This is a genomic window from Rossellomorea arthrocnemi, assembly GCF_904424705.1.
GTDB classification, from domain to species: domain Bacteria; phylum Bacillota; class Bacilli; order Bacillales; family Bacillaceae_B; genus Rossellomorea; species Rossellomorea arthrocnemi.
In genome coordinates this window covers 75109-93432 of record NZ_CAJGBF010000013.1, presented here as the reverse complement: position 1 = coordinate 93432, position 18324 = coordinate 75109, and the positions used below count along the sequence as shown (strand labels likewise).

Sequence of the window (18324 nt, the reverse complement as noted above, 5' to 3'; positions counted from 1 at the left end):
GAGCAGTGTGAAGAAAGCCATGTTAATCGTAAATCCATCTTCAGGAAAGGAAATGGGGAGAGAATTTACTGCTCATGCACTTGATACGATGAAGAAAATGGGGTATGAGACGGACGTGTGCCTGACAAAAGGAGAAGGGGATGCAATGGAATTTGCGAGGGAATCGTGTAACAATAAATTTGATTTCCTCGTAGCGATGGGGGGGGACGGTACGATTAATGAAGCGATTAACGGAATGGCCGAGCAGGAGCACCGCCCATTATTTGGTCTCATCCCCCTCGGAACGGTCAATGATTTTGCTCGAGCGCTCAATATTCCTATGAATCCCGAAGAAGCAATCGACATTTTCAAACAAAACCATGTACAGAAAACCGACGTCGGTAAGATAAATGATCGATACTTCATTAATATTGTGGCAGTGGGAGCATTGGCGGAAGCTTCGTTTTCTACATCTGCCGAACAGAAATCAAAGCTTGGTCCACTTGCCTATATAATTGAAGGAATGAAAAAAATGAAAGAGAAGCAGCCATTTACACTCTCTGTTCTATCCGACCATAAATGGGAAGGGGATGCCCTACTTATGCTTGTGGCCCTCACGAATTCTGTAGGGGGAATGGAAACCATCGCTCCTGATGCCAAGGTAAATGATGGTCAGCTCCATGTCTTTATCATTAAAGCCATGGCTTTGCCTCGATTCCTCCTTCTACTTCCAAGAATACTATTGGGGGAGTTAGCCGAAAGTGAACATGTCCACTATATGAAAGTCACTAAGCTCCTGGCCAAATCTAAATATAAGATGATTGCCAATGTAGATGGGGACGAAGGGGACGAATTGCCAATTACAATAAAAAATTTGAAACAGCATCTGGACATACTCGTTCCACAAAAGGAATAGGGGCAATCACATTAACATTAGAGGAGAATTCACCCTCTTATTTTATGGTAAGTGTTTCGTTGTATAGTAATTCCATCCTTTTTGTGTTACCATTATTTCTTACAGCAAACAAAGGACGTGACTATTCATGATTAACATTCAAATCCCGCAAGCGGATATTTCCATAACGGAACGAAGACAACCAAATGATTCGGAAGAACCAAAAATCAAAAGCATCCAAGGCTTTATTGACCTTCATGAAATTCCAAGAGATAAGGGCGGTATCATTTTATTTTACAATATCAATGATGAACTTCTATTCGTTGGGAAAGCTAGAAAGCTGCGACAAAGAGTCAAAAAGCACCTGGAGGATTCTGTATCACCACTACGTAACCACAGAGGCGAGGTTTACCGAATCGACGTATCCATAGTAGAAGACGCAATGGATCGTGACATTTACGAAACATATATTATCAATAAACTACAAGCAAAATATAATGTAGACAAAGTATTCTATAAATAGAAAATTCAAAAAGGTATCAGGTTCCAATCTCGGATCCCGGTACCTTTTTTGGGCTAAAAAGTGGTTTATACAGTTTCATCTATTATCAAGGGCAATCATTCCTGTCCGATTTGAATTCTACCGTTCTGTTTCCCGATTCCATTTAACCAACAAGATTTCCCGAACCCCAAAATAAGTTGTATCCGTCCGATCCGTCACTCCATATGAAACAACAAAGCCATCCTCATTCCAAACACCTTTGATAGATACGATAACAGAAGTTCTCTTCACACCGGCTATCTCAATTTCAACAGATTCATTCAACTCAAATATTGTTCGAAAGTGAATCTCACACCTTTGAATCGAAGGTGGGGAAGATGAGTCTTCAATATTCACGTATTTCTTCCTTCCATCAAGGATGTTATAGGTAATAATAGATTTTCCCGGATAAACCAAGTACACAATTTGCACTATTCGTCCTGCCCTTAGGGAAGTTCCGTTAAACGTTTCATGAAAAAGATCCTCATATTCTATGACTTGATTCAACTTAATTGGATTAATGGTTCTTTCCACAAGGTTCCCTCCTCGGTATATGGCGCGTAAGCTTCATAGTTATACCTATTGGAGGTAAAGCATTGATAGAACTAGCAGTTAAAAACAATGGAACTAAGAAGAAAATCAGAAATAGGAGAAATGTTTTCAAAAAGAAAATTCAGTTTTTATGTTAAAATAAGGATCTCTCCGTCATTAAGAATCTGGATTCTTGGCTAATAGTAAATATGGAGCATTTAGCTCTGACATCAAATGCTCCTTTAGAGGGTGGGGAACTGCGTAGACTTCTACGGAAAAGTGGGGTGCCGAGACCCCGGAAGCGAAATTGCAGAGACCCGGCTGAATGTCCGTGGAAAGCGGAACTGTTTCCCTCATCCTTGAAGCACACACTCAATGTCAAACCATGTGTAAATAGTCTATTTATAATCATAACCACACTCTTTACGAAAAGAGATTAATAGAAAGAAGGAATAATAGTGAATGTTCATTTTGCTAAATTAGTCGAACCTAACACTGAAATAGTTAATGCATTTAATAAGTGGGATAACCATCCGGATCTAATCCCATTTATTCGTCCAAATCAAAACAAAGAAGAAACTGAACAGCAATGGTACAGGAGTTTAGATGATTTGAAAGATCGAGTGAATACCCACCATATATACCTTATTCACCTGGAAAACAAACTTGTGGGAGAAATGAATTATATGATCGACCCCGGTCACCTTTACAAAAAGGTTGAAGGAACAGCTTGGTTGGGGATAACAATTGGTGAGCCCGATGGGAGAGGAAAAGGTATAGGTTTTAAAGCAATAAGCTATTTGGAGAATGAGATAAAAAAACAGGGGCTTACAAGAATTGAACTTGGTGTCTTTGAGTTTAATAGGCAGGCATATAAACTCTATAAAAATATGGGTTATCAGGAAGTAGCCAGGATTCCTGACTTTACCTATTGGAATGGAAAAATGCACTCTGATATACGCATGGAGAAATTTCTTTGATGTATGATCATGTATAAAATGACAGAAAAAATCAAGTTATTGTTTTCTGTTACATTTTCGTAACAATTGTAATGATACATGAACACGACAGATTATTTCTACATGCTTCAGGGTGTTTAGAATCCACCTGATTGTAAGTGAACAAATTTACATACCCTTGCCTTTGAAAGTATTCAGAATCCTCAATTTACGCTTTCTAATCATTTTTAAAGGGAAATAATCCATCCCTTCAGGCTTTCAATTAGAACTAAAATAATTTAATTGTAAAATCGTGGTAACCTTTCAATCGTTGTAATAAAGTACAATAAAATCAGCTTGAAAAAGGGGGAGCCAAATGCAAGAAGATATCTATAATTACGACGATTTATTAACAATGCTGGATTCATTTTTACGTGAGCCTGAAACATTTTGGGATGAGTTTTTTTCTGATCGGGAGAAATCAGTCCCGATTTTTGTTAATGCACCCGATGAGAATTTAGTTTCTTATGTGAAAAGTGGAACTCTCATCCCGTGCAAGGTACTTGAACTGGGCTGCGGTCCAGGCAGGAACGCCATTTTTCTAGCAGAAAATGGCTTTGATGTAGACGCAATCGATGTATCAAAAACGTCTCTTGAATGGGCAAAGGAACGCGCGGAGGAAAGAAATCTATCCATAAACTTTTTGCATCAAAATATTTTTGATGTTGATATTAAAGATGGAGAATACGATTTCATTTATGATTCAGGTTGTTTTCATCATATTGCTCCTCATAGAAGGATAAGTTACATAAATCTTATCAAAAGAGCATTAAGGGATGGAGGGTACTTTGGCATAACGTGTTTTTATCAAGGCGGAAAATTAGGCGGTTCTGATATATCCGATTGGGAAGTATATAAAAAAAGGTCACTAATGGGGGGGTTAGGTTATACAAAAGAACGGTTAACGAAGATATTTCAATCATTAAGGCCAATTGAAATAAGGAGAATGACCGATAAAAAAGATTCAGAGAACCTTTTTGGCGCCTCTGACTTACTGACAGGTCTTTTTCAAAAAAGGTAATACATTATAGGGATGACATGATCAGTAAACGAAGATCATGTCATCCCTATTTCACACTCTGAATCGAGACAGGAAGTGCAAAAATTCCTTTTGTACCTGATGTTGATATTTAGTAATGGCGAAGGTTTTTGCTTCAGGAGTGGGAAATGTATTTGTCTCAACTTCCAATAGTCTACCTTCAAGCAGCTCCCTTCTGACTGTGGAAGAAGGGAGATAGGATACACCAAGACCTTCTGCAATGAAGCGTTTCGTAATATGTGTTTGAGAAACTTTCATCATTCTGGTTTTCGGATAAAATTGCTTTATAGTATAGCAGAGCTCATCCCAATAAGCAGGGTGATTGTGGGTCAATAAGTAATTCGATTCCAATAACTCCTCTTCGTCCAGAGGAGGGGCTGATTCAAAGTCCCTTCCATCATGGGGAGCAACCAGAATGACCTTATCTGAAAACAATAGCGTTTGTTCAAGTTCAGGACTAAAGCAAGGAAGGCAGGAAAGTCCGATATCGACCCTTTCCTCTAAAACAGCCTTCTCTATTTCAGCAGATTCAATAATTTCAACCGTAATTTCGACATGGGGATGGGTTTCTAAATATTGCTTTAAAACAAAAGGTAACACATTATCAGCAATCAAGGGGGATATAGCCATTTTAAATGTTGTCGTGTATCCCTGACTAATGGATTGAAGATCAGAGATTCCTTCCTCATAAGTGTCGATCAATCTCTTTGCATGCTCTAAATAGGATCTTCCCGCTTCTGTCAATTTGAGTTTCTTCCCCTCCCTCTCGAATAGAATAACTCCCAGTTCCTTTTCAAGTTGTTTGACATGTACCGTAACGGTCGGCTGTGATATATATAATCGCTCAGCCGCTTTTCTGAAGTGATTGAATTCAGCTGCCGTAATAAATGTTTTCACCACATTTAAATCCACTTTATCCACCTATCCTTATTAATAAATGTAATCAATTGAATTAAATATATTTAATTTTCATAATTATAAATCCATTATACAATAATTGTAATAAAGGAAAAGGGGATGAAACGAATGTTTAGTAAAGGATTAAAAGGGGTTATTGCAGCACAAACCACTATCAGTCATATTGATGGTAAGGAAGGGGTTCTCATCTATAGGGGGTATGAAATCGGGGAACTCAGTCATCTTTCCTTTGAAGAAGCAGCCTTCTTATTATGGTATGGGCACCTTCCAACCATGAACGAAGCAGTGGAGATTAAAAGGAAGCTCAGCACTTATCGATTCCTAACGTCTGAGATGAAGGACATTCTTCATACTTTACCAAAAGGAATGGACATGATGAGTGTATTAAGAACCGCGGTCTCCTCTCTGGGAGGACCACAATACAGTTGGAAGCCAACTATTGAGCAGGCCATGCGATTGACGGCGGTAATTCCTACCATCATCGCTTACAGATTCAATATGTTGATGGATAAACCTCTAATCGATCCGGATACCCGGCTGAACCATGTGGAGAATTATCTCTATATGTTAACCGGAAGAAATCCGTCTCTGACTGTTGCGGATGCACTGGAAACGTATATGGTCCTGACCCTGGAGCATGGAATGAATGCTTCTGCTTTCTCGGCAAGAGTCACGGCTTCAACAGAATCTGATATGATTTCAGCCATTACTTCAGCGATTGGGACAATGAAGGGACCTCTTCATGGAGGTGCACCATCCGGGGTCATTGATTTGCTGAACGAAATAGGTGCTCTTGAAAATGCCGAAGAAGTCATAAGAGAGAAACTGTTGAAAGGGGAAAAGCTGATGGGGTTTGGACATCGGGTGTACAAGACGCATGACCCAAGAGCCATCGCTTTAAGGACTACCCTGTTAGAAAATAAGGGGGGGGATGACTCTCTTGATCTTGCACTATATGTGGAGAAGAAGGCGATTGAACTTTTGGATGAAATGAAGCCGGGTAGATCCTTATACACAAATGTAGAGTTTTATGCAGCTGCCATCATGAAATCGATTAATCTACCATCAGAAATCTTCACACCGACATTTACGGCCAGTCGAATCGTTGGATGGACTGCCCATGTATTGGAACAGGCAGAAAAAAATTCGATATTCCGGCCAGAATCTGAATATATAGGAAAGTGAAACAGCCAGTGAGAAAGAGGCTGGGACAAAAGGGTTTCAGATAAAGAAAAATCCGAACGAGTGATTGAATAAAAATCTAACTCGTTCGGATTTTAAACTAAAAGTGAAATGCTCTTTTTCCATGCTGATTTATTGTGCCGTTTATCTCCGTTACACTGTAACGCATACTCAATGATAAAGCTTTGCATATTGTAGACTGTTAATAAAATGACAACAATATATTTGCTGGAAGATGTAGTCTAACCCATAAACGCTTAGAGTTTCAGTCCTGAACTTTTTTCTTTTGTGAAAATCTCCTGGTGGAGGATTTTGGGAAGAAATGTCGAATTATTTTAATGCGTATTGTTATGAGATCTTATCACTACGAGTGTTCATTTTTTCATGAAAATTGGAATATGGAGGGAATAATCGTGAAAAATCCAAATGGGAAAGTGGTTGGTTTTGAACTAAGCAGTCAGGAACCAGAAAAAGCAGCATCATTTTATTCAAACGTATTCGGCTGGAAAATATCCGAACCCCAGTGGGACTTCCGGACAGTTTTAACAGGTCATGGTGAAGGAATAAACGGTGGAATAAGTAAAGGACCTCAAGATCATCCACACGGTACACGTATTCAAATTGAAGTAAACTCCATCAAGAAAACCCTTCATGCAGCCAAAGAAAACGGGGCGATGGTGGTCAGAGATAAGATGGAATTCGATGATTTTTTCCTTGCGTATTTGGTTGATCCAACTGGGGTGGGAATTGGGTTGATTGAAAAAAAGAGGAAAGGAAAAAGGACCTTTACCATACCAAGAAAGGGGAATCGCTTTGTTAAAGCTAGAAAATATTAATAAGGCAATGGACTACAAAAAAGCAATTATCACTCATCTTGCTGATCTAAAACAACAGTTTGAAGAAGGAGTGATTGCTGAGCCAGAGATTACTAATAAGCGGGGCAGGATTCAGGTCCTTACTCAAACTAACATGATCGAGGGCGAAATCAACTTTTTGGATGTTGAGGAAGAAGAGAAAACATTCCTGGAATTTGGACTCGAGCGATTTGGGGAAGAGCTCAAAGAACTTGCACCTGATATGATGGCATCAAATGTAACAGGACCGATACATATTAAAAACGTACGCCTCAAATCATTCGCAAACCCCGACTCTATTATCATGATGGATGAAATGATTGTTTTTTCAGATCAAGTCGTAGGATTATCTATTATTCTATAATATTAAAAGGAAAGGAGAGAAAGCTTTGTTTGAAACAGTATTAGGGAAGCGCAAAAGTGAGAAGACTGAATACAAAATGAAATATAGAACCGCCGTGAAAGCCGTCATCATTCAAAATCAAAAAATCCTGCTTATGCATTCAAACAGGGGTGACTATAAATTTCCCGGAGGCGGAGTCGAGGAAGGTGAAAGCCTGTCTGCAGCCCTCATAAGGGAGGTGACTGAAGAAACCGGATTCATACACTGTTTAGTAACGGATCCTGTTGGTATCGTGACACAAAGGTATATGGACATATATGATGAGGATACGTTATTCGAAATGACTTCCCACTACTTTTATTGTGAACTATCAGACAATGATAAAATACCACAACAATTAGAAGAGTATGAGTTGGCACTGGAGATGACTCCCCGATGGGTTACTTTGGATGAGGCCATTAATGGAAATGAGATGTTGATGGACAAGTTTGAGAACAATCGATGGATCATAAGGGAAAACTTTGTTCTGGGGGAATTGAAGAAATTACATAAGTAGAACGATTTACATACTTACCTGCTGTAGGATAGGTGCTTTTTGCTTTACCGATTCTTAAATACTCCAGTGGAAAAGAGCTGAAATTCCTGGAATACAGCTCTTTTCATTTTCTCTACAAGAAACCGGATAACTCATAATGGTTTGATCTTATCTTTTCAAGAGTGACGTATACACTTATTCAATGACCTGCTCAAGCCTTGAGTTAGAAGTTCATCCCGTACTTTTTGAGCTCTTCTTTATCATTCGGCAATGTCACATATCCTTCTAATTTCATATCCAATTTTTCAAGGAGTTTAGAAGAAGGTTCATTATCTTTGGTGGTAATCGCTACCAGACGCTTAATCCCTATGTCTTTTGCAAAATCTATAGTAGCGCTTGCCGCTTCAAACGCATACCCTTGTGATTGATAGTCAGATAGAAAAGCATACCCTATATCCACATCTTCCAGACCGTCTCGCTTAATCAGTCCGCACAACCCGATTGGAATTTGATTATCCTTACACTCTGCTAAGAATAATCCAAAGCCTTCCCGTTCATACATTGTTCGGGGACCATTCACAATATAATTCTTTGCATCATCCATGGTGCGTATTCCTTTGTCTCCAATGTATTGCAGCCATCCAGGTTCATTTAATAAAGTCATAATAAATGCTGCGTCCGTTTCCTTTACCCACCTTAAGGAGAGTCGTGATGTTTCTGTCACCTTCATATGGAACACCTCACTTTAATCATTCCATCTTATTTTAACTCGAAAGTTGAAATAGGTGAAATGATTTTTTGGAATAAGTTGACAAACTCAATCAGGGAAACGAGTTTTATTATCTGCTATTAAATCTGGGAAGTACATAAGTTTCTCACTTTCCTCATTGCGAGACACACACCCGTTAAAAATCCAAGACTACTAATCAATTTTCTTCATGTTATAGTTTTTAATATAAAATGAACATAATTGAGGTGTATTCATGGGGTATATATTTAAAATGGAAGAGCCAAAAATTCCTGCACGTTTAGAGACGGCTAATTTTCAAGATGTCTATTATGATGAAGATCCATTCCTATCTAATTGTAAGATAGAAAATGCGAGGGTGGACCATGAAGAGATCGGTCAGCTCGTGATATCTAAAGTAATGTTTAAAAATGTCTCGTTCGTTGGTGCAACATTTCCTCGGATTGATATGACAGATGTCGTATTTGAAAACTGTGACCTGTCGAATGCAAACTTTAGTGAGGGAATTATACATCGAGTGACCTTCAAAGAATGCAAAATATTGGGTGTGAATTTTTCAGGGGCAAATTTAGGCAATGTACGTTTTGAAGAGTGCCTGGCAAATATGAGTGACTTTGTTGAAGCACGATTAAAGCAGGTGACATTTAACCAGACACATTTACAAAATGCCAACTACTCTGACTGTGAACTTCTGAAAGTAAACTTTGATCGATGTGACCTTAATGAGATAGACTTCACACAGACTAACCTCAAAGGTATTGATATTAGTACCTGCAGATTTACACGCATAAATGTAGCTCTTGCAAACCTAACTGGTTGTGAAGTTTCACCTGAGCAGGCAATCGGGTTTGCGAGCTTATTGGGATTGAAGGTCAAGGAGTAGAGGTAATGTAAAGGAGAGGTTTTTCAATCTGTTTGCATTATTTGGTGCATCCATGTCAAAATCCAAATGCATGTATTCATTCAAGCTGGCATATTCATGTAATCAGGGCCCATTGTTTAATTTGAAGGGGGAAAACTACATGACCATCTTCATCTGGGTGTTACAAGGGATATTGGCAGCGATGTTTTTAATGGCGGCAGTCGGAAAATTGACCGGGTCGAGCATGCATCGCGGTGTATTTGATCATTTACGTTTGCCTCAATGGTTTAGGTTTGTCACTGGTTTAGTCGAATTGACCGGTGCAGTTCTATTGGTGCTTGGTTATTGGAATGAAACATACATTGGGCCTGGCTCTCTCGTTCTTGGCATCACAGCTATCGGTGGAATGCTTGCTCATGTTCGCGTGAAAGACGGCTTCAAAGATACGTTTATGATTATCCTGCTAGGAATCCTTTCATTTATACTATTTTATTTGGTCAGTTAGAGTTGATACAAAACATAAATGATTTCATTCGAAGATATCGAGCATACGAGAGGAGTGGAATACAAACCCACTCCTTTTTCTTTCGTTTCTTTACAGTAAGTGAAACTTTTACCAATTTCCATTCGTACATCTTATTATGAGTAACTGTGCTGAAGGAGGTTTTTTTTATGATCAAGGTTGAGAACGTAAGTAAGCGATATGATTCAATTCAAGCACTTGACGATATTCATTTAACTATTCCAGAAGGCTCTTGTTTTGGCCTGGTTGGACCGAATGGTGCAGGAAAATCAACGTTTATGAAGATCTTATCCGGAGTATTACAGAGTTTTGAGGGGGATATCATCGTCAATGGACATTCCGTCATGAAAGAAAAAGTAATGGTGAAAAAACTTATTGGATACATACCTCAAGATATCTGTCTGGAAGAAACCCTTTCTGCCAAGGATAATTTAATGTATTTCGGAAGCGTTTATGGACTGAAAGGGAAAGACCTTCAAGATCGTTCCGAGAAAGTATTAAAACAAATCGGGTTAAAAGATCGTGGGAAAGACAAAGTCATCACCTTTTCAGGGGGAATGAAGCGGCGATTGAATATCGGTTGTGCCTTACTGCATAATCCTTCCATTGTGATCATGGATGAACCGACTGTAGGAATCGATCCACAATCAAGAAATTCGATTTTTACCATTATCAATGAACTAAAGGAAAAGGGAAGTACAATCATCTATTCCAGTCATTACATGGAGGAAGTTGAGCAGCTATGTGACAACATCGGACTAATCGACAAGGGGAAAGTAGTCGAATGCGGAACAATGAATGAATTACAGCAAAAATATAATAAACCCTCATTATTTATTTCGGGAGAAGGTTTAGGTGAAGTCAGTTTATCCCAGCACGGGAAGGTAAAAGCCAAGGGAAACGGATTTCTTTTGCAAAGCGAAGATCCTTTGATGACTTTGGAAAAACTGATTATCGAGTTTCGCAATCAAAATATTTTGCCAAGAAGGCTTGAGCTATATCAGCCGAAGTTGGAGGATATCTTTTTCGCTTTGACAGGAACACAACTTCGAGATTCATAGGAAGGGGAAAATGATATGTGGGCCATTGCCAAAATGGAATTAAAGAAAAATATTCAGGATAAAGGCTTGTGGTTTTGGACGTTTATCTTACCGATAGTCTTCATAATTGCCTTTGTTTCCATCTTTTCCGGAGATGAGAATACAAGTTATAAAGAAGTCGTCACTCAGATCATTCCCGGCTATACGATTATGTTCGCCTTTTATATTATGATATCCATGGTCATCGGATTTGTGAAGGATAGGGACAAAGGAATGGTTGCAAGGATAGCCAGTACCCCACTTCCAATTAAGAACTATTTTATAGGGAAATGGATTCCATTCATGATGATCGTTTTAATTCAGATTGCTGTATTATTTAGTTTCGGTGTCGTGGTCTATGACCTTCCTTTGGGCGATCCCGTTGGACTGATAAGTTTATCATTATCCTTGGCTTTTATTGTGACCGGCTGGGGCATGGCGCTCGCCGTTTTGGTAAAAACAGAGAATATGGGAATCGCCATGACACAGATCATAGCCCTTGGTGGGGCAATGCTTGGAGGATTGTGGTTACCAGTGGACCTGATGCCAGATTTTATGCAAACAATCAGCAAGCTACTGCCTCAATACTGGGCAATCGAAGGGTATAAGGAAATCATTTTAGAAGAAGGGTCCACTGTAGACGTATTGTTCAATATTTCTGTACTGGTCTTTGCCGGAGTAGCTGGAGGAGTGATTGCAATGGCTGGATATCCACGGTTTCTTCGTTTATCCAAAAGTTAATATTGAGTCAACAAATATATTGAGAAATAATAAAAAGATTATCCCTATTTGAAAATGATGGTATGATCTAATGGTCTGAAAATTGATATCTTGAATTACTAAGGTTTTTTGAAAGGGGAAAAAGATTGAAAGAGAACAAAGTGGTAATCGCAGAATTAAATGAAGAAAATTGGTACGAATGCTGTCAGCTGGAGCTCTCTCTGGAACAACAGGAATTTATTGAGCCAAATGCCATTTCAATTGCTCAATCCAAATTTGAGCCGACATTAAAACCATTTGCCATTTATTTTGAAGATAAAGTGGTAGGATTCTTAATGTACAACTCTGTACCTGAAGAACTGGATGGATATTGGGTATACCGGATTATGGTGGATAAACGCTATCAAGGGAAAGGAATCGGAAAAGCCGCCACAGAACAAATGATAACACAAATGGTTAAAACCCTTGATATAAATAGAATCGTAGTAGGATATCATCCCGAAAATCATGGTGCACATTACTTATATGCGAGTTTAGGATTTGTTGATCATGGGAACCGATTCGGCAAGGAAATGGCCGTAGTGAAAGAAGTTAATTTTAATTAGATGAACGAAAAGACCAAGTTTCTTTAACTTGGTCTTTTCGAATTGGGATTTCTATTTAACGAAAGCGTCCCATCCTTTATCCTTTAATGTTCAACATTCCCTGAACCTTTTCCTTCGCTCCTTTTCTCCACTTTTTTACAGCGGAGATAGAAACCTTCTCCACCTCTGCGATTTCACTGACCGTCAGCATGTGCAGACATGTATACATTACCCATTTTCTCTGGTTGGGGGTTAAGTCTTTACAATAACTGAACAACAATTCTTCTGCCAATCCATCGCTTACCTTTTCATCTTCAATCAAATCAAAAAACTCCGTCTCTTTAAAAATACTTTTTTCTGCATTCCGGCTTTCTGTTGTTAATTGAGATAATATTCTGCCACGAACAAATGAGTAAGCATAGGCGGGAAAAGCCCCTTTTTCAGGATCGAAATTTTGATGAGCCTCCCAAAGGGCAATGAGGCCGGTCTGATAGTATTCGTGTTTGTTTTTGTAAATGTGCAACGAATGAATAATTTTATGAATCATACGGTCATATTGCATTTGAAGTTCTTCAAATTTCTCCAAATTCAGATTCCTTCTGACCGGCGCGCCGTTCTTTATATTCCCAGGTAACTTAACCTTACAAAGAAAATGGTATCCGGACAAAAAAGGGTAGTACCTGTATTAATGAAAGAAACTTAGAGCTATTTCTTAGGAATTTTTTCCTTTATTAATAAAGAAGGGATTGATTTACCTAGATTTACATCGAACCTTGTGTACTACAAGTGTTTAACATCTCAAACTTCTCGTCAATACTAATAAGACCAACCATAAATAGGGGGGCAAAATATGCCGATGAGAAAAGATAACTCGGATGAACTGATACAAGAAAATGAAACCAATGAAAAGCTGGAAAAGATGCTAGCTGCTGTCCTTCACTACTTATCCGATGATGAAATTGAGGAGATCGATATTGAATATCTTCTTGCGAATACGGAAAACCTCCGGGATTGGTGGAAAAACTATCAGGAGAAAAACAAAAAGAAGATTGAAGATGAGATAAAAGCGTCATTGAACATGCTTTCCTTTGAAGAATTAGAGAATATCCGGGAACAAATTAAGAAAAAGAAGGACTAAGTCATGGATTTATTCTTTTTTTATCGTTATTAATTAGCAGCAGACCATTTACGCCTTCTCTAAAATTGCTATACTATTGTTAATAAAAGACTAGAGGAGGCAGTGATGAAAACGTATATAACCCGCATGATGACTATGATTATGGTTTTATTTCTACTATTATATGGTACATATAAGTGGATGAATGCAAGAACTTTTCAGGTATTTGGAAACCTTACTTCAGAGGTTAATACGGATAAGAAGGTAGTAGCCCTGACCTTTGACGACGGACCGACAGAGAATACCGGAAAAATTCTTTCCTTATTAGACAAGTACAAAGTCAAAGCCACATTTTTTCTGATTGGTGAAGAAATCGAACGATCTCCTGAAGAAGCAAAGAAAATAGTAGAGAAAGGGCACCAGATAGGAAATCATACTTATACTCATAATCGAATGATCTTTAAATCCAGCACCTACATAAAAAAAGAAATTGAAAATACGGATGAACTCATTAAGGAAACTGGATACGACGGTGAGATCGATTTTCGCCCGCCAAATGGGAAAAAACTGATCGGACTTCCATATTACTTACACAAAAACGATAGAGAAACGATTATGTGGAGCATAGAACCTGATAGCGTTACGAATGACCCATCTAAGAAACTAGCCGTAGTAAAAGAAAATGCAAAGCCTGGTTCTATTATTTTATTACATCCTATGTATGACAAAAGTGTGGACGAAATACAAGTTCTTGAGGAAATCCTGGCAGCATTAACAAAAGAGGGATACTCTTTCGTAACAGTGAATGAACTCCAAAAACTTAATACAAAGTAAGAAAATCATAATAATATTATGTTAATTAGATTATAGAATTACCAAGAAGTGATTCTTAGAGGGGTAATATGTGTAAAAAGTGTCTAAGAGAGAGCGTATCAAACCAACAACTGGGCAGAAGAAAAACGCTCCCAGATGAGCGTTTTCTACTTAACAACACTTACAACTCTTTTTTAAAAACTTCCTGATACAGCTGATATGCAAGTGACATAACTCCAACAGGCATCTGATTCACGATAACCGTTGTGAATATTTCATGATCTGGGTAATACAGAGTCAAGGATTCATATCCATGGACCCCTCCATGGTGACCATATGCTTGCATTCCGTTATCAAACGTATACTTGTATAGACCCAAACCGTAGAATTGGTTCGGAATATCAGTTTCATGGAAATCCAGCATTTGTTCCAGTGATACCTGGGATAATAGAAGATTGCTGAAGAGTGCCTTCATTATTTTTTGGATTTCTGCCGGATTGGAAATGAGAGCCCCCGCAGTCCACATAATCGAAACGTTGAGTTCAGTTAATTCTGATTTCTCATCTGAAATGTCTGACAAGTCCGGTGTAGCTTGTGAATGACCTGTGGCAAATGGGAGCCTTATATGATTCTTAGAGGGAAAGTATGTCCTCTCCAGATGAAGTGGTTGGATGATCCATTGATCGACTGCATCTTCAAACTTTTCTCCTGAACATTTTTCCACGATCATTCCTAGCAGAATATAACCAGTATTAGAGTACTTGTATTCAGTTCCGGGTTCAAATTCCAGCTCTTGGTTGGCGATAAGTCTTATAAGACTTTGAGGGGGGAAAAGATCTTGTATACTTGAAACCGCATGCTCGATACATTTAGTGCCTGCAATATCCATCCAAATATAGTCCTTCAAACCACTTCTATGCTGAAGCAATTGACGGACTGAAATCCGGCTGCCATCTTTCAGGATACCGGGTAAGATGGATTCAACGGATTGTTCAAGTGAAAGGAGACCTTTTTCTTGGAGTTTCAAAATCAGCGTGCTAGTCACTATTTTTGTAATACTTCCAACACGTTGATGATCAGAGGGATCTAATAATGTATCCTGATTAAATGTTTGAACCCCTGCTGACGTAATAAAGTTTTCCCCATTCAAATCAGTCAGGCACACAGATATGCCGGGGAGCCCGTGTTTTTCACGCAGGGTTGCTACTATTTTTTCAACCATAGTAAGATCGATCAAATAAATCATCCTTTCTTGTTGAATGGGGATATCAAAAAATTACTAAGATGTCTGAAACAAACCTTCTTTTCCTCCTCATGAAACTTTAGCAGGATTATTCACGATAAATATTGAATGTTATTATGTGCATACTAATCTACCAAATACAAAAAGCATGTTCTATACATATGAAAGCTTAAGATAATTAGAAGGGAAATTTGCCGATGACCATTCGTAACTCTGCAAAAGCCGTCATTATAAGAGATAACAAAATACTTCTGACTAAAAACAAAGACGAGGAAAGTTTTTTCTACCTTTTTCCCGGGGGTGGCCAGGAGCGAGGCGAGACACTTCATGCTGCTTTAAAAAGAGAATGCATCGAAGAACTTGGGTGTGAAGTGTCAATAGGAGAACTAATACATGTAAGGGAGTATATTGGGAAGAACCATGAACATGCAGTTTTTGATTCAGACTTACATCAAGTGGAGTTTTATTTTACATGTACGTTACTCCATGAATGGACCGTTCAACAGACTCCCACAAACCCTGATAGTCATCAAGTCGGTGTGGAGTGGATTGATTTGAATGAGCTGAAGGAGTATAGATTCTACCCTAAAGAAATAGCATCATATTTAGTTCATAAGAGTTCCAGGGTTTACCTGGGGGACATCAACTAGTACTATTCATTACATAAGGCTGTTTTCGCAAACTTTGTTGTTTTTTAATTAGTGAGTGCTAGTTGATTTCCAAGCGTATGGGTCTGAAATAGACATATATTAATACCTTGCTTTTTAACACTAGCTTCTTTCTAAATGTTGAGTGATCAACGTTCTGCGCTTTCCATCACCTCTTGTCCCTAGTGAGTTCTGTAAATGGCGAGGGGCACTGCGTATACACCGGATGGGATCTGGCGTGCCGATACCCCGTTCGTTTTAGCTGAAGAAAAGCAGTCCCCCTTTTCATCCACCCAACACCGGGTGATAGAGCTCAAGCAACAAATTGTTCAAAAACAACAATCTATCCGAAAAGAGCTTTACATAAAGAAAGGGGTATGATCGTTGCGAATAAACACGCTTATCTTAACTGGAATAATGGCAGGTATTTATTCATGTATATTAGATGGTTTTGAACAGGACTACAGCCTAAACCCAATTTTTAGTGCTTTTCTTTTAACGCTGATAACAATCGGTACCGGGATTCTACTACACAAGATACCGACAAAAGAAAAAAAGAGTGAATACTGACCAAACTTCCCTTTAGCCAGGTTATCTCTCTCTGCTAAAAGGTATTATTCACTTTCGACCCGTTCCCCTGCAATGACTTTATCCTAAATAATTTTTAGCAATTCTCTCGTCCCAAAATATCCATTCATATCCTCAAATGTACAAGGTTCCCACACATACTGGGCTCAACAGTTTCACTCTTTCCATTTTATTCTAAGATACGATAAGATAGTGAATATATGGAATAGTGTAAATTATTGGAGGGAAATGATGAATTCTACATATGTATTATGGGGGAAATCCAAAGTGAAATTGACATGGAGGCCGGATTCTGTACTCCCTGACACATCTCGAGTCACCAGTGTGCATGGTTTCTGTTTTAAAGAGGGAAAACTGCTTTTGGTGAATCTCCTTAAAAGAGGCTGGGATTTTCCGGGAGGCCACTTGGAAGAAGGTGAGTCCCCCCAAGAATGCTTGAAGAGGGAAGTAATGGAGGAGGCGTATGTTTCCGGCTCTTCCCACCTTTTAGGTTACCTGGTCGTAGATCACCAGAGTAATCCCCATTGGAACGAACAAAGCCCCTATCCGAAAGTAGGTTTTCAGCTTTTTTATGCAATGAACGTTGAAGAAGTATATACATTCGGAGCAGATTATGAATCCGTGGAACGATGCTGGATCGATCCAGTTTATGTGGCAGATTATTATCTTGAATGGAATGGTGTGTACGAGGAGATTCTTTCTGTTGCTCGAACAGTGCATACATAAGTGATTTATATACATTGGTGGTGAAGGGGAATCGTGATATAGTTTCCGTTGATAAAATCAGATTTTCGTTGATTAACAAATTTATGTTAATAGGAGGAAGGCAGATTGAATAATGCGTCACTATCAACCAATAAACAAAGCTGGGATGATGCTGCACCCCGTTTCTACGGTAGAAACCCTCTCCCTGAATATGGGCCGCTTGCCCCTACCGAAGACGAATTACAGCTTCTGGGAGAAGTTAGGGGTAAAAAAGTATTAGACATCGGCTGTGGAAGTGGTCATTCACTCAAATATATGAAAAATAATCAGGCAAGCGAGCTATGGGGATTAGATCTTTCCCACAGTCAAATCCAGGCTTCTGGGCAATTACTTTCTAACGATGATGTCATATTATTTGAAGCACCTATGGAAGAGAATCCGGGAATACCAAAGAATTTTTTTGATATCGTCTATTCGATTTATGCCCTGGGTTGGACGACCAACCTCGATCAAACGCTTGCCAATATATTTTCATACCTTAAACCTGGGGGGATCTTCGTATTCAGCTGGGAGCACCCGTTCTACAATCGGATACAACAAACCGGTGAAACCCTCATTCTCGACAAACCCTATCATAAAGAAGGACCGTATCATCATGAGGCGTGGAATCAACCTGCCATCATGCAGCAGTTCAAAGTCAGCACCTATTTGAATACGCTCATCAAAAATGGTTTCTTGATTGAACAGGTGGTCGAAGAGGTGCGATTAACTGAAGAGGATGTCAATAGGCACTCTAAAAGGTGGTATTCCTTTGAAAAAGCGAGTTATATACCTACGACTCTGATTGTGAAATGTCGAAAGTGAAAAACTCAGTAAAATA

23 protein-coding genes and 1 pseudogene are annotated in these 18324 nt (G+C 38.9%); 19 read left to right on the top strand and 5 right to left on the bottom strand.

Annotated elements, in window-relative coordinates; all coding sequences use genetic code 11:
- Positions 1-7: 7 nt before the first annotated feature.
- The gene (locus tag BAA9072_RS16790) at positions 8-895 is read left to right on the top strand and encodes a diacylglycerol/lipid kinase family protein (protein ID WP_201715834.1); all 888 of its coding nucleotides are present in this window, start codon (positions 8-10) and stop codon (positions 893-895) included.
- 127 nt (positions 896-1022) lie between these two features.
- The gene (locus BAA9072_RS16785) at positions 1023-1397 is read left to right on the top strand and encodes a nucleotide excision repair endonuclease (RefSeq protein WP_201715833.1); all 375 of its coding nucleotides are present in this window, start codon (positions 1023-1025) and stop codon (positions 1395-1397) included.
- 117 nt (positions 1398-1514) lie between these two features.
- Here BAA9072_RS16785 and BAA9072_RS16780 read toward each other — a convergent pair whose 3' ends face one another.
- Entirely contained in the window at positions 1515-1949 is a 435-nt protein-coding gene (locus tag BAA9072_RS16780) for a hypothetical protein (RefSeq protein WP_201715832.1), read from the bottom strand.
- Positions 1950-2404: 455 nt separating this feature from the next.
- Between BAA9072_RS16780 and BAA9072_RS16775 the strand changes: the two genes are divergently transcribed.
- Both BAA9072_RS16775 and BAA9072_RS16770 read left to right on the top strand, forming a co-directional pair.
- Positions 2405-2926: a GNAT family N-acetyltransferase gene (locus tag BAA9072_RS16775; RefSeq protein ID WP_201715831.1), complete on the top strand. Its 522-nt coding sequence runs from the start codon at positions 2405-2407 to the stop codon at positions 2924-2926.
- Between the two features lie 334 nt (positions 2927-3260).
- Positions 3261-3965, top strand: coding sequence for a class I SAM-dependent methyltransferase (locus BAA9072_RS16770; protein ID WP_201715830.1), 705 nt, complete (start codon positions 3261-3263; stop codon positions 3963-3965).
- Between the two features lie 51 nt (positions 3966-4016).
- Here BAA9072_RS16770 and BAA9072_RS16765 read toward each other — a convergent pair whose 3' ends face one another.
- The gene (locus BAA9072_RS16765; RefSeq protein ID WP_201715829.1) at positions 4017-4895 is read right to left on the bottom strand and encodes a LysR family transcriptional regulator; all 879 of its coding nucleotides are present in this window, start codon (positions 4893-4895) and stop codon (positions 4017-4019) included.
- Between the two features lie 114 nt (positions 4896-5009).
- Between BAA9072_RS16765 and BAA9072_RS16760 the strand changes: the two genes are divergently transcribed.
- The 4 genes and pseudogenes from BAA9072_RS16760 (at position 5010) to BAA9072_RS16745 (ending at position 7836) form a co-directional block, all read left to right on the top strand.
- On the top strand, positions 5010-6086 hold the full coding sequence (locus BAA9072_RS16760) for a citrate synthase/methylcitrate synthase (RefSeq protein WP_201715828.1): 1077 nt from the start codon (positions 5010-5012) through the stop codon (positions 6084-6086).
- A gap of 395 nt (positions 6087-6481) precedes the next feature.
- Positions 6482-6850 (top strand): annotated as a pseudogene (locus tag BAA9072_RS16755) (VOC family protein); the annotation flags it as partial.
- Between the two features lie 46 nt (positions 6851-6896).
- The gene (locus BAA9072_RS16750; protein ID WP_201715826.1) at positions 6897-7301 is read left to right on the top strand and encodes a hypothetical protein; all 405 of its coding nucleotides are present in this window, start codon (positions 6897-6899) and stop codon (positions 7299-7301) included.
- 25 nt (positions 7302-7326) lie between these two features.
- A complete protein-coding gene (locus BAA9072_RS16745; protein WP_230980913.1) occupies positions 7327-7836 on the top strand; it encodes an NUDIX hydrolase in 510 nt (169 codons plus the stop codon).
- A 202-nt stretch (positions 7837-8038) separates the two neighbouring features.
- On the opposite strand, the gene BAA9072_RS16740 is transcribed toward BAA9072_RS16745, so the two are convergent.
- A complete protein-coding gene (locus BAA9072_RS16740; RefSeq protein WP_201715825.1) occupies positions 8039-8545 on the bottom strand; it encodes a GNAT family N-acetyltransferase in 507 nt (168 codons plus the stop codon).
- 271 nt (positions 8546-8816) lie between these two features.
- Between BAA9072_RS16740 and BAA9072_RS16735 the strand changes: the two genes are divergently transcribed.
- From BAA9072_RS16735 to BAA9072_RS16715, 5 genes are all read left to right on the top strand, one after another.
- A complete protein-coding gene (locus tag BAA9072_RS16735; protein ID WP_230980912.1) occupies positions 8817-9446 on the top strand; it encodes a pentapeptide repeat-containing protein in 630 nt (209 codons plus the stop codon).
- Positions 9447-9585: 139 nt separating this feature from the next.
- Complete coding sequence (locus tag BAA9072_RS16730; protein WP_201715823.1) at positions 9586-9930, top strand: DoxX family protein; 345 nt, start codon at positions 9586-9588, stop codon at positions 9928-9930.
- 167 nt (positions 9931-10097) lie between these two features.
- Positions 10098-11009, top strand: coding sequence for an ABC transporter ATP-binding protein (locus tag BAA9072_RS16725; RefSeq protein WP_201715822.1), 912 nt, complete (start codon positions 10098-10100; stop codon positions 11007-11009).
- Between the two features lie 15 nt (positions 11010-11024).
- On the top strand, positions 11025-11768 hold the full coding sequence (locus BAA9072_RS16720; protein WP_201715821.1) for an ABC transporter permease: 744 nt from the start codon (positions 11025-11027) through the stop codon (positions 11766-11768).
- 125 nt (positions 11769-11893) lie between these two features.
- Complete coding sequence (locus tag BAA9072_RS16715; RefSeq protein WP_201715820.1) at positions 11894-12352, top strand: GNAT family N-acetyltransferase; 459 nt, start codon at positions 11894-11896, stop codon at positions 12350-12352.
- Between the two features lie 76 nt (positions 12353-12428).
- Here the strand turns inward: BAA9072_RS16715 and BAA9072_RS16710 are convergent, their stop codons facing one another.
- Complete coding sequence (locus tag BAA9072_RS16710) at positions 12429-12917, bottom strand: sigma-70 family RNA polymerase sigma factor (protein WP_201715819.1); 489 nt, start codon at positions 12915-12917, stop codon at positions 12429-12431.
- 264 nt (positions 12918-13181) lie between these two features.
- Here BAA9072_RS16710 and BAA9072_RS16705 point away from each other — a divergent pair, with 264 nt between their 5' ends.
- The gene (locus BAA9072_RS16705; RefSeq protein ID WP_201715818.1) at positions 13182-13469 is read left to right on the top strand and encodes a hypothetical protein; all 288 of its coding nucleotides are present in this window, start codon (positions 13182-13184) and stop codon (positions 13467-13469) included.
- A gap of 105 nt (positions 13470-13574) precedes the next feature.
- Positions 13575-14282: a polysaccharide deacetylase family protein gene (locus BAA9072_RS16700; RefSeq protein WP_201715817.1), complete on the top strand. Its 708-nt coding sequence runs from the start codon at positions 13575-13577 to the stop codon at positions 14280-14282.
- A gap of 160 nt (positions 14283-14442) precedes the next feature.
- Here the strand turns inward: BAA9072_RS16700 and BAA9072_RS16695 are convergent, their stop codons facing one another.
- On the bottom strand, positions 14443-15498 hold the full coding sequence (locus tag BAA9072_RS16695) for a serine hydrolase domain-containing protein (protein WP_201715816.1): 1056 nt from the start codon (positions 15496-15498) through the stop codon (positions 14443-14445).
- 203 nt (positions 15499-15701) lie between these two features.
- Between BAA9072_RS16695 and BAA9072_RS16690 the strand changes: the two genes are divergently transcribed.
- The 4 genes from BAA9072_RS16690 (at position 15702) to BAA9072_RS16675 (ending at position 18308) form a co-directional block, all read left to right on the top strand.
- Entirely contained in the window at positions 15702-16154 is a 453-nt protein-coding gene (locus BAA9072_RS16690) for an NUDIX domain-containing protein (protein ID WP_201715815.1), read from the top strand.
- Positions 16155-16349: 195 nt separating this feature from the next.
- Positions 16350-16532 (top strand): hypothetical protein, encoded by a 183-nt coding sequence (locus BAA9072_RS16685; RefSeq protein WP_201715814.1) that lies wholly within the window; start codon positions 16350-16352, stop codon positions 16530-16532.
- Between the two features lie 438 nt (positions 16533-16970).
- A complete protein-coding gene (locus BAA9072_RS16680; protein ID WP_201715858.1) occupies positions 16971-17465 on the top strand; it encodes an NUDIX hydrolase in 495 nt (164 codons plus the stop codon).
- Between the two features lie 105 nt (positions 17466-17570).
- Complete coding sequence (locus BAA9072_RS16675; RefSeq protein ID WP_201715813.1) at positions 17571-18308, top strand: class I SAM-dependent methyltransferase; 738 nt, start codon at positions 17571-17573, stop codon at positions 18306-18308.
- The last annotated feature ends 16 nt before the right edge of the window (positions 18309-18324 follow it).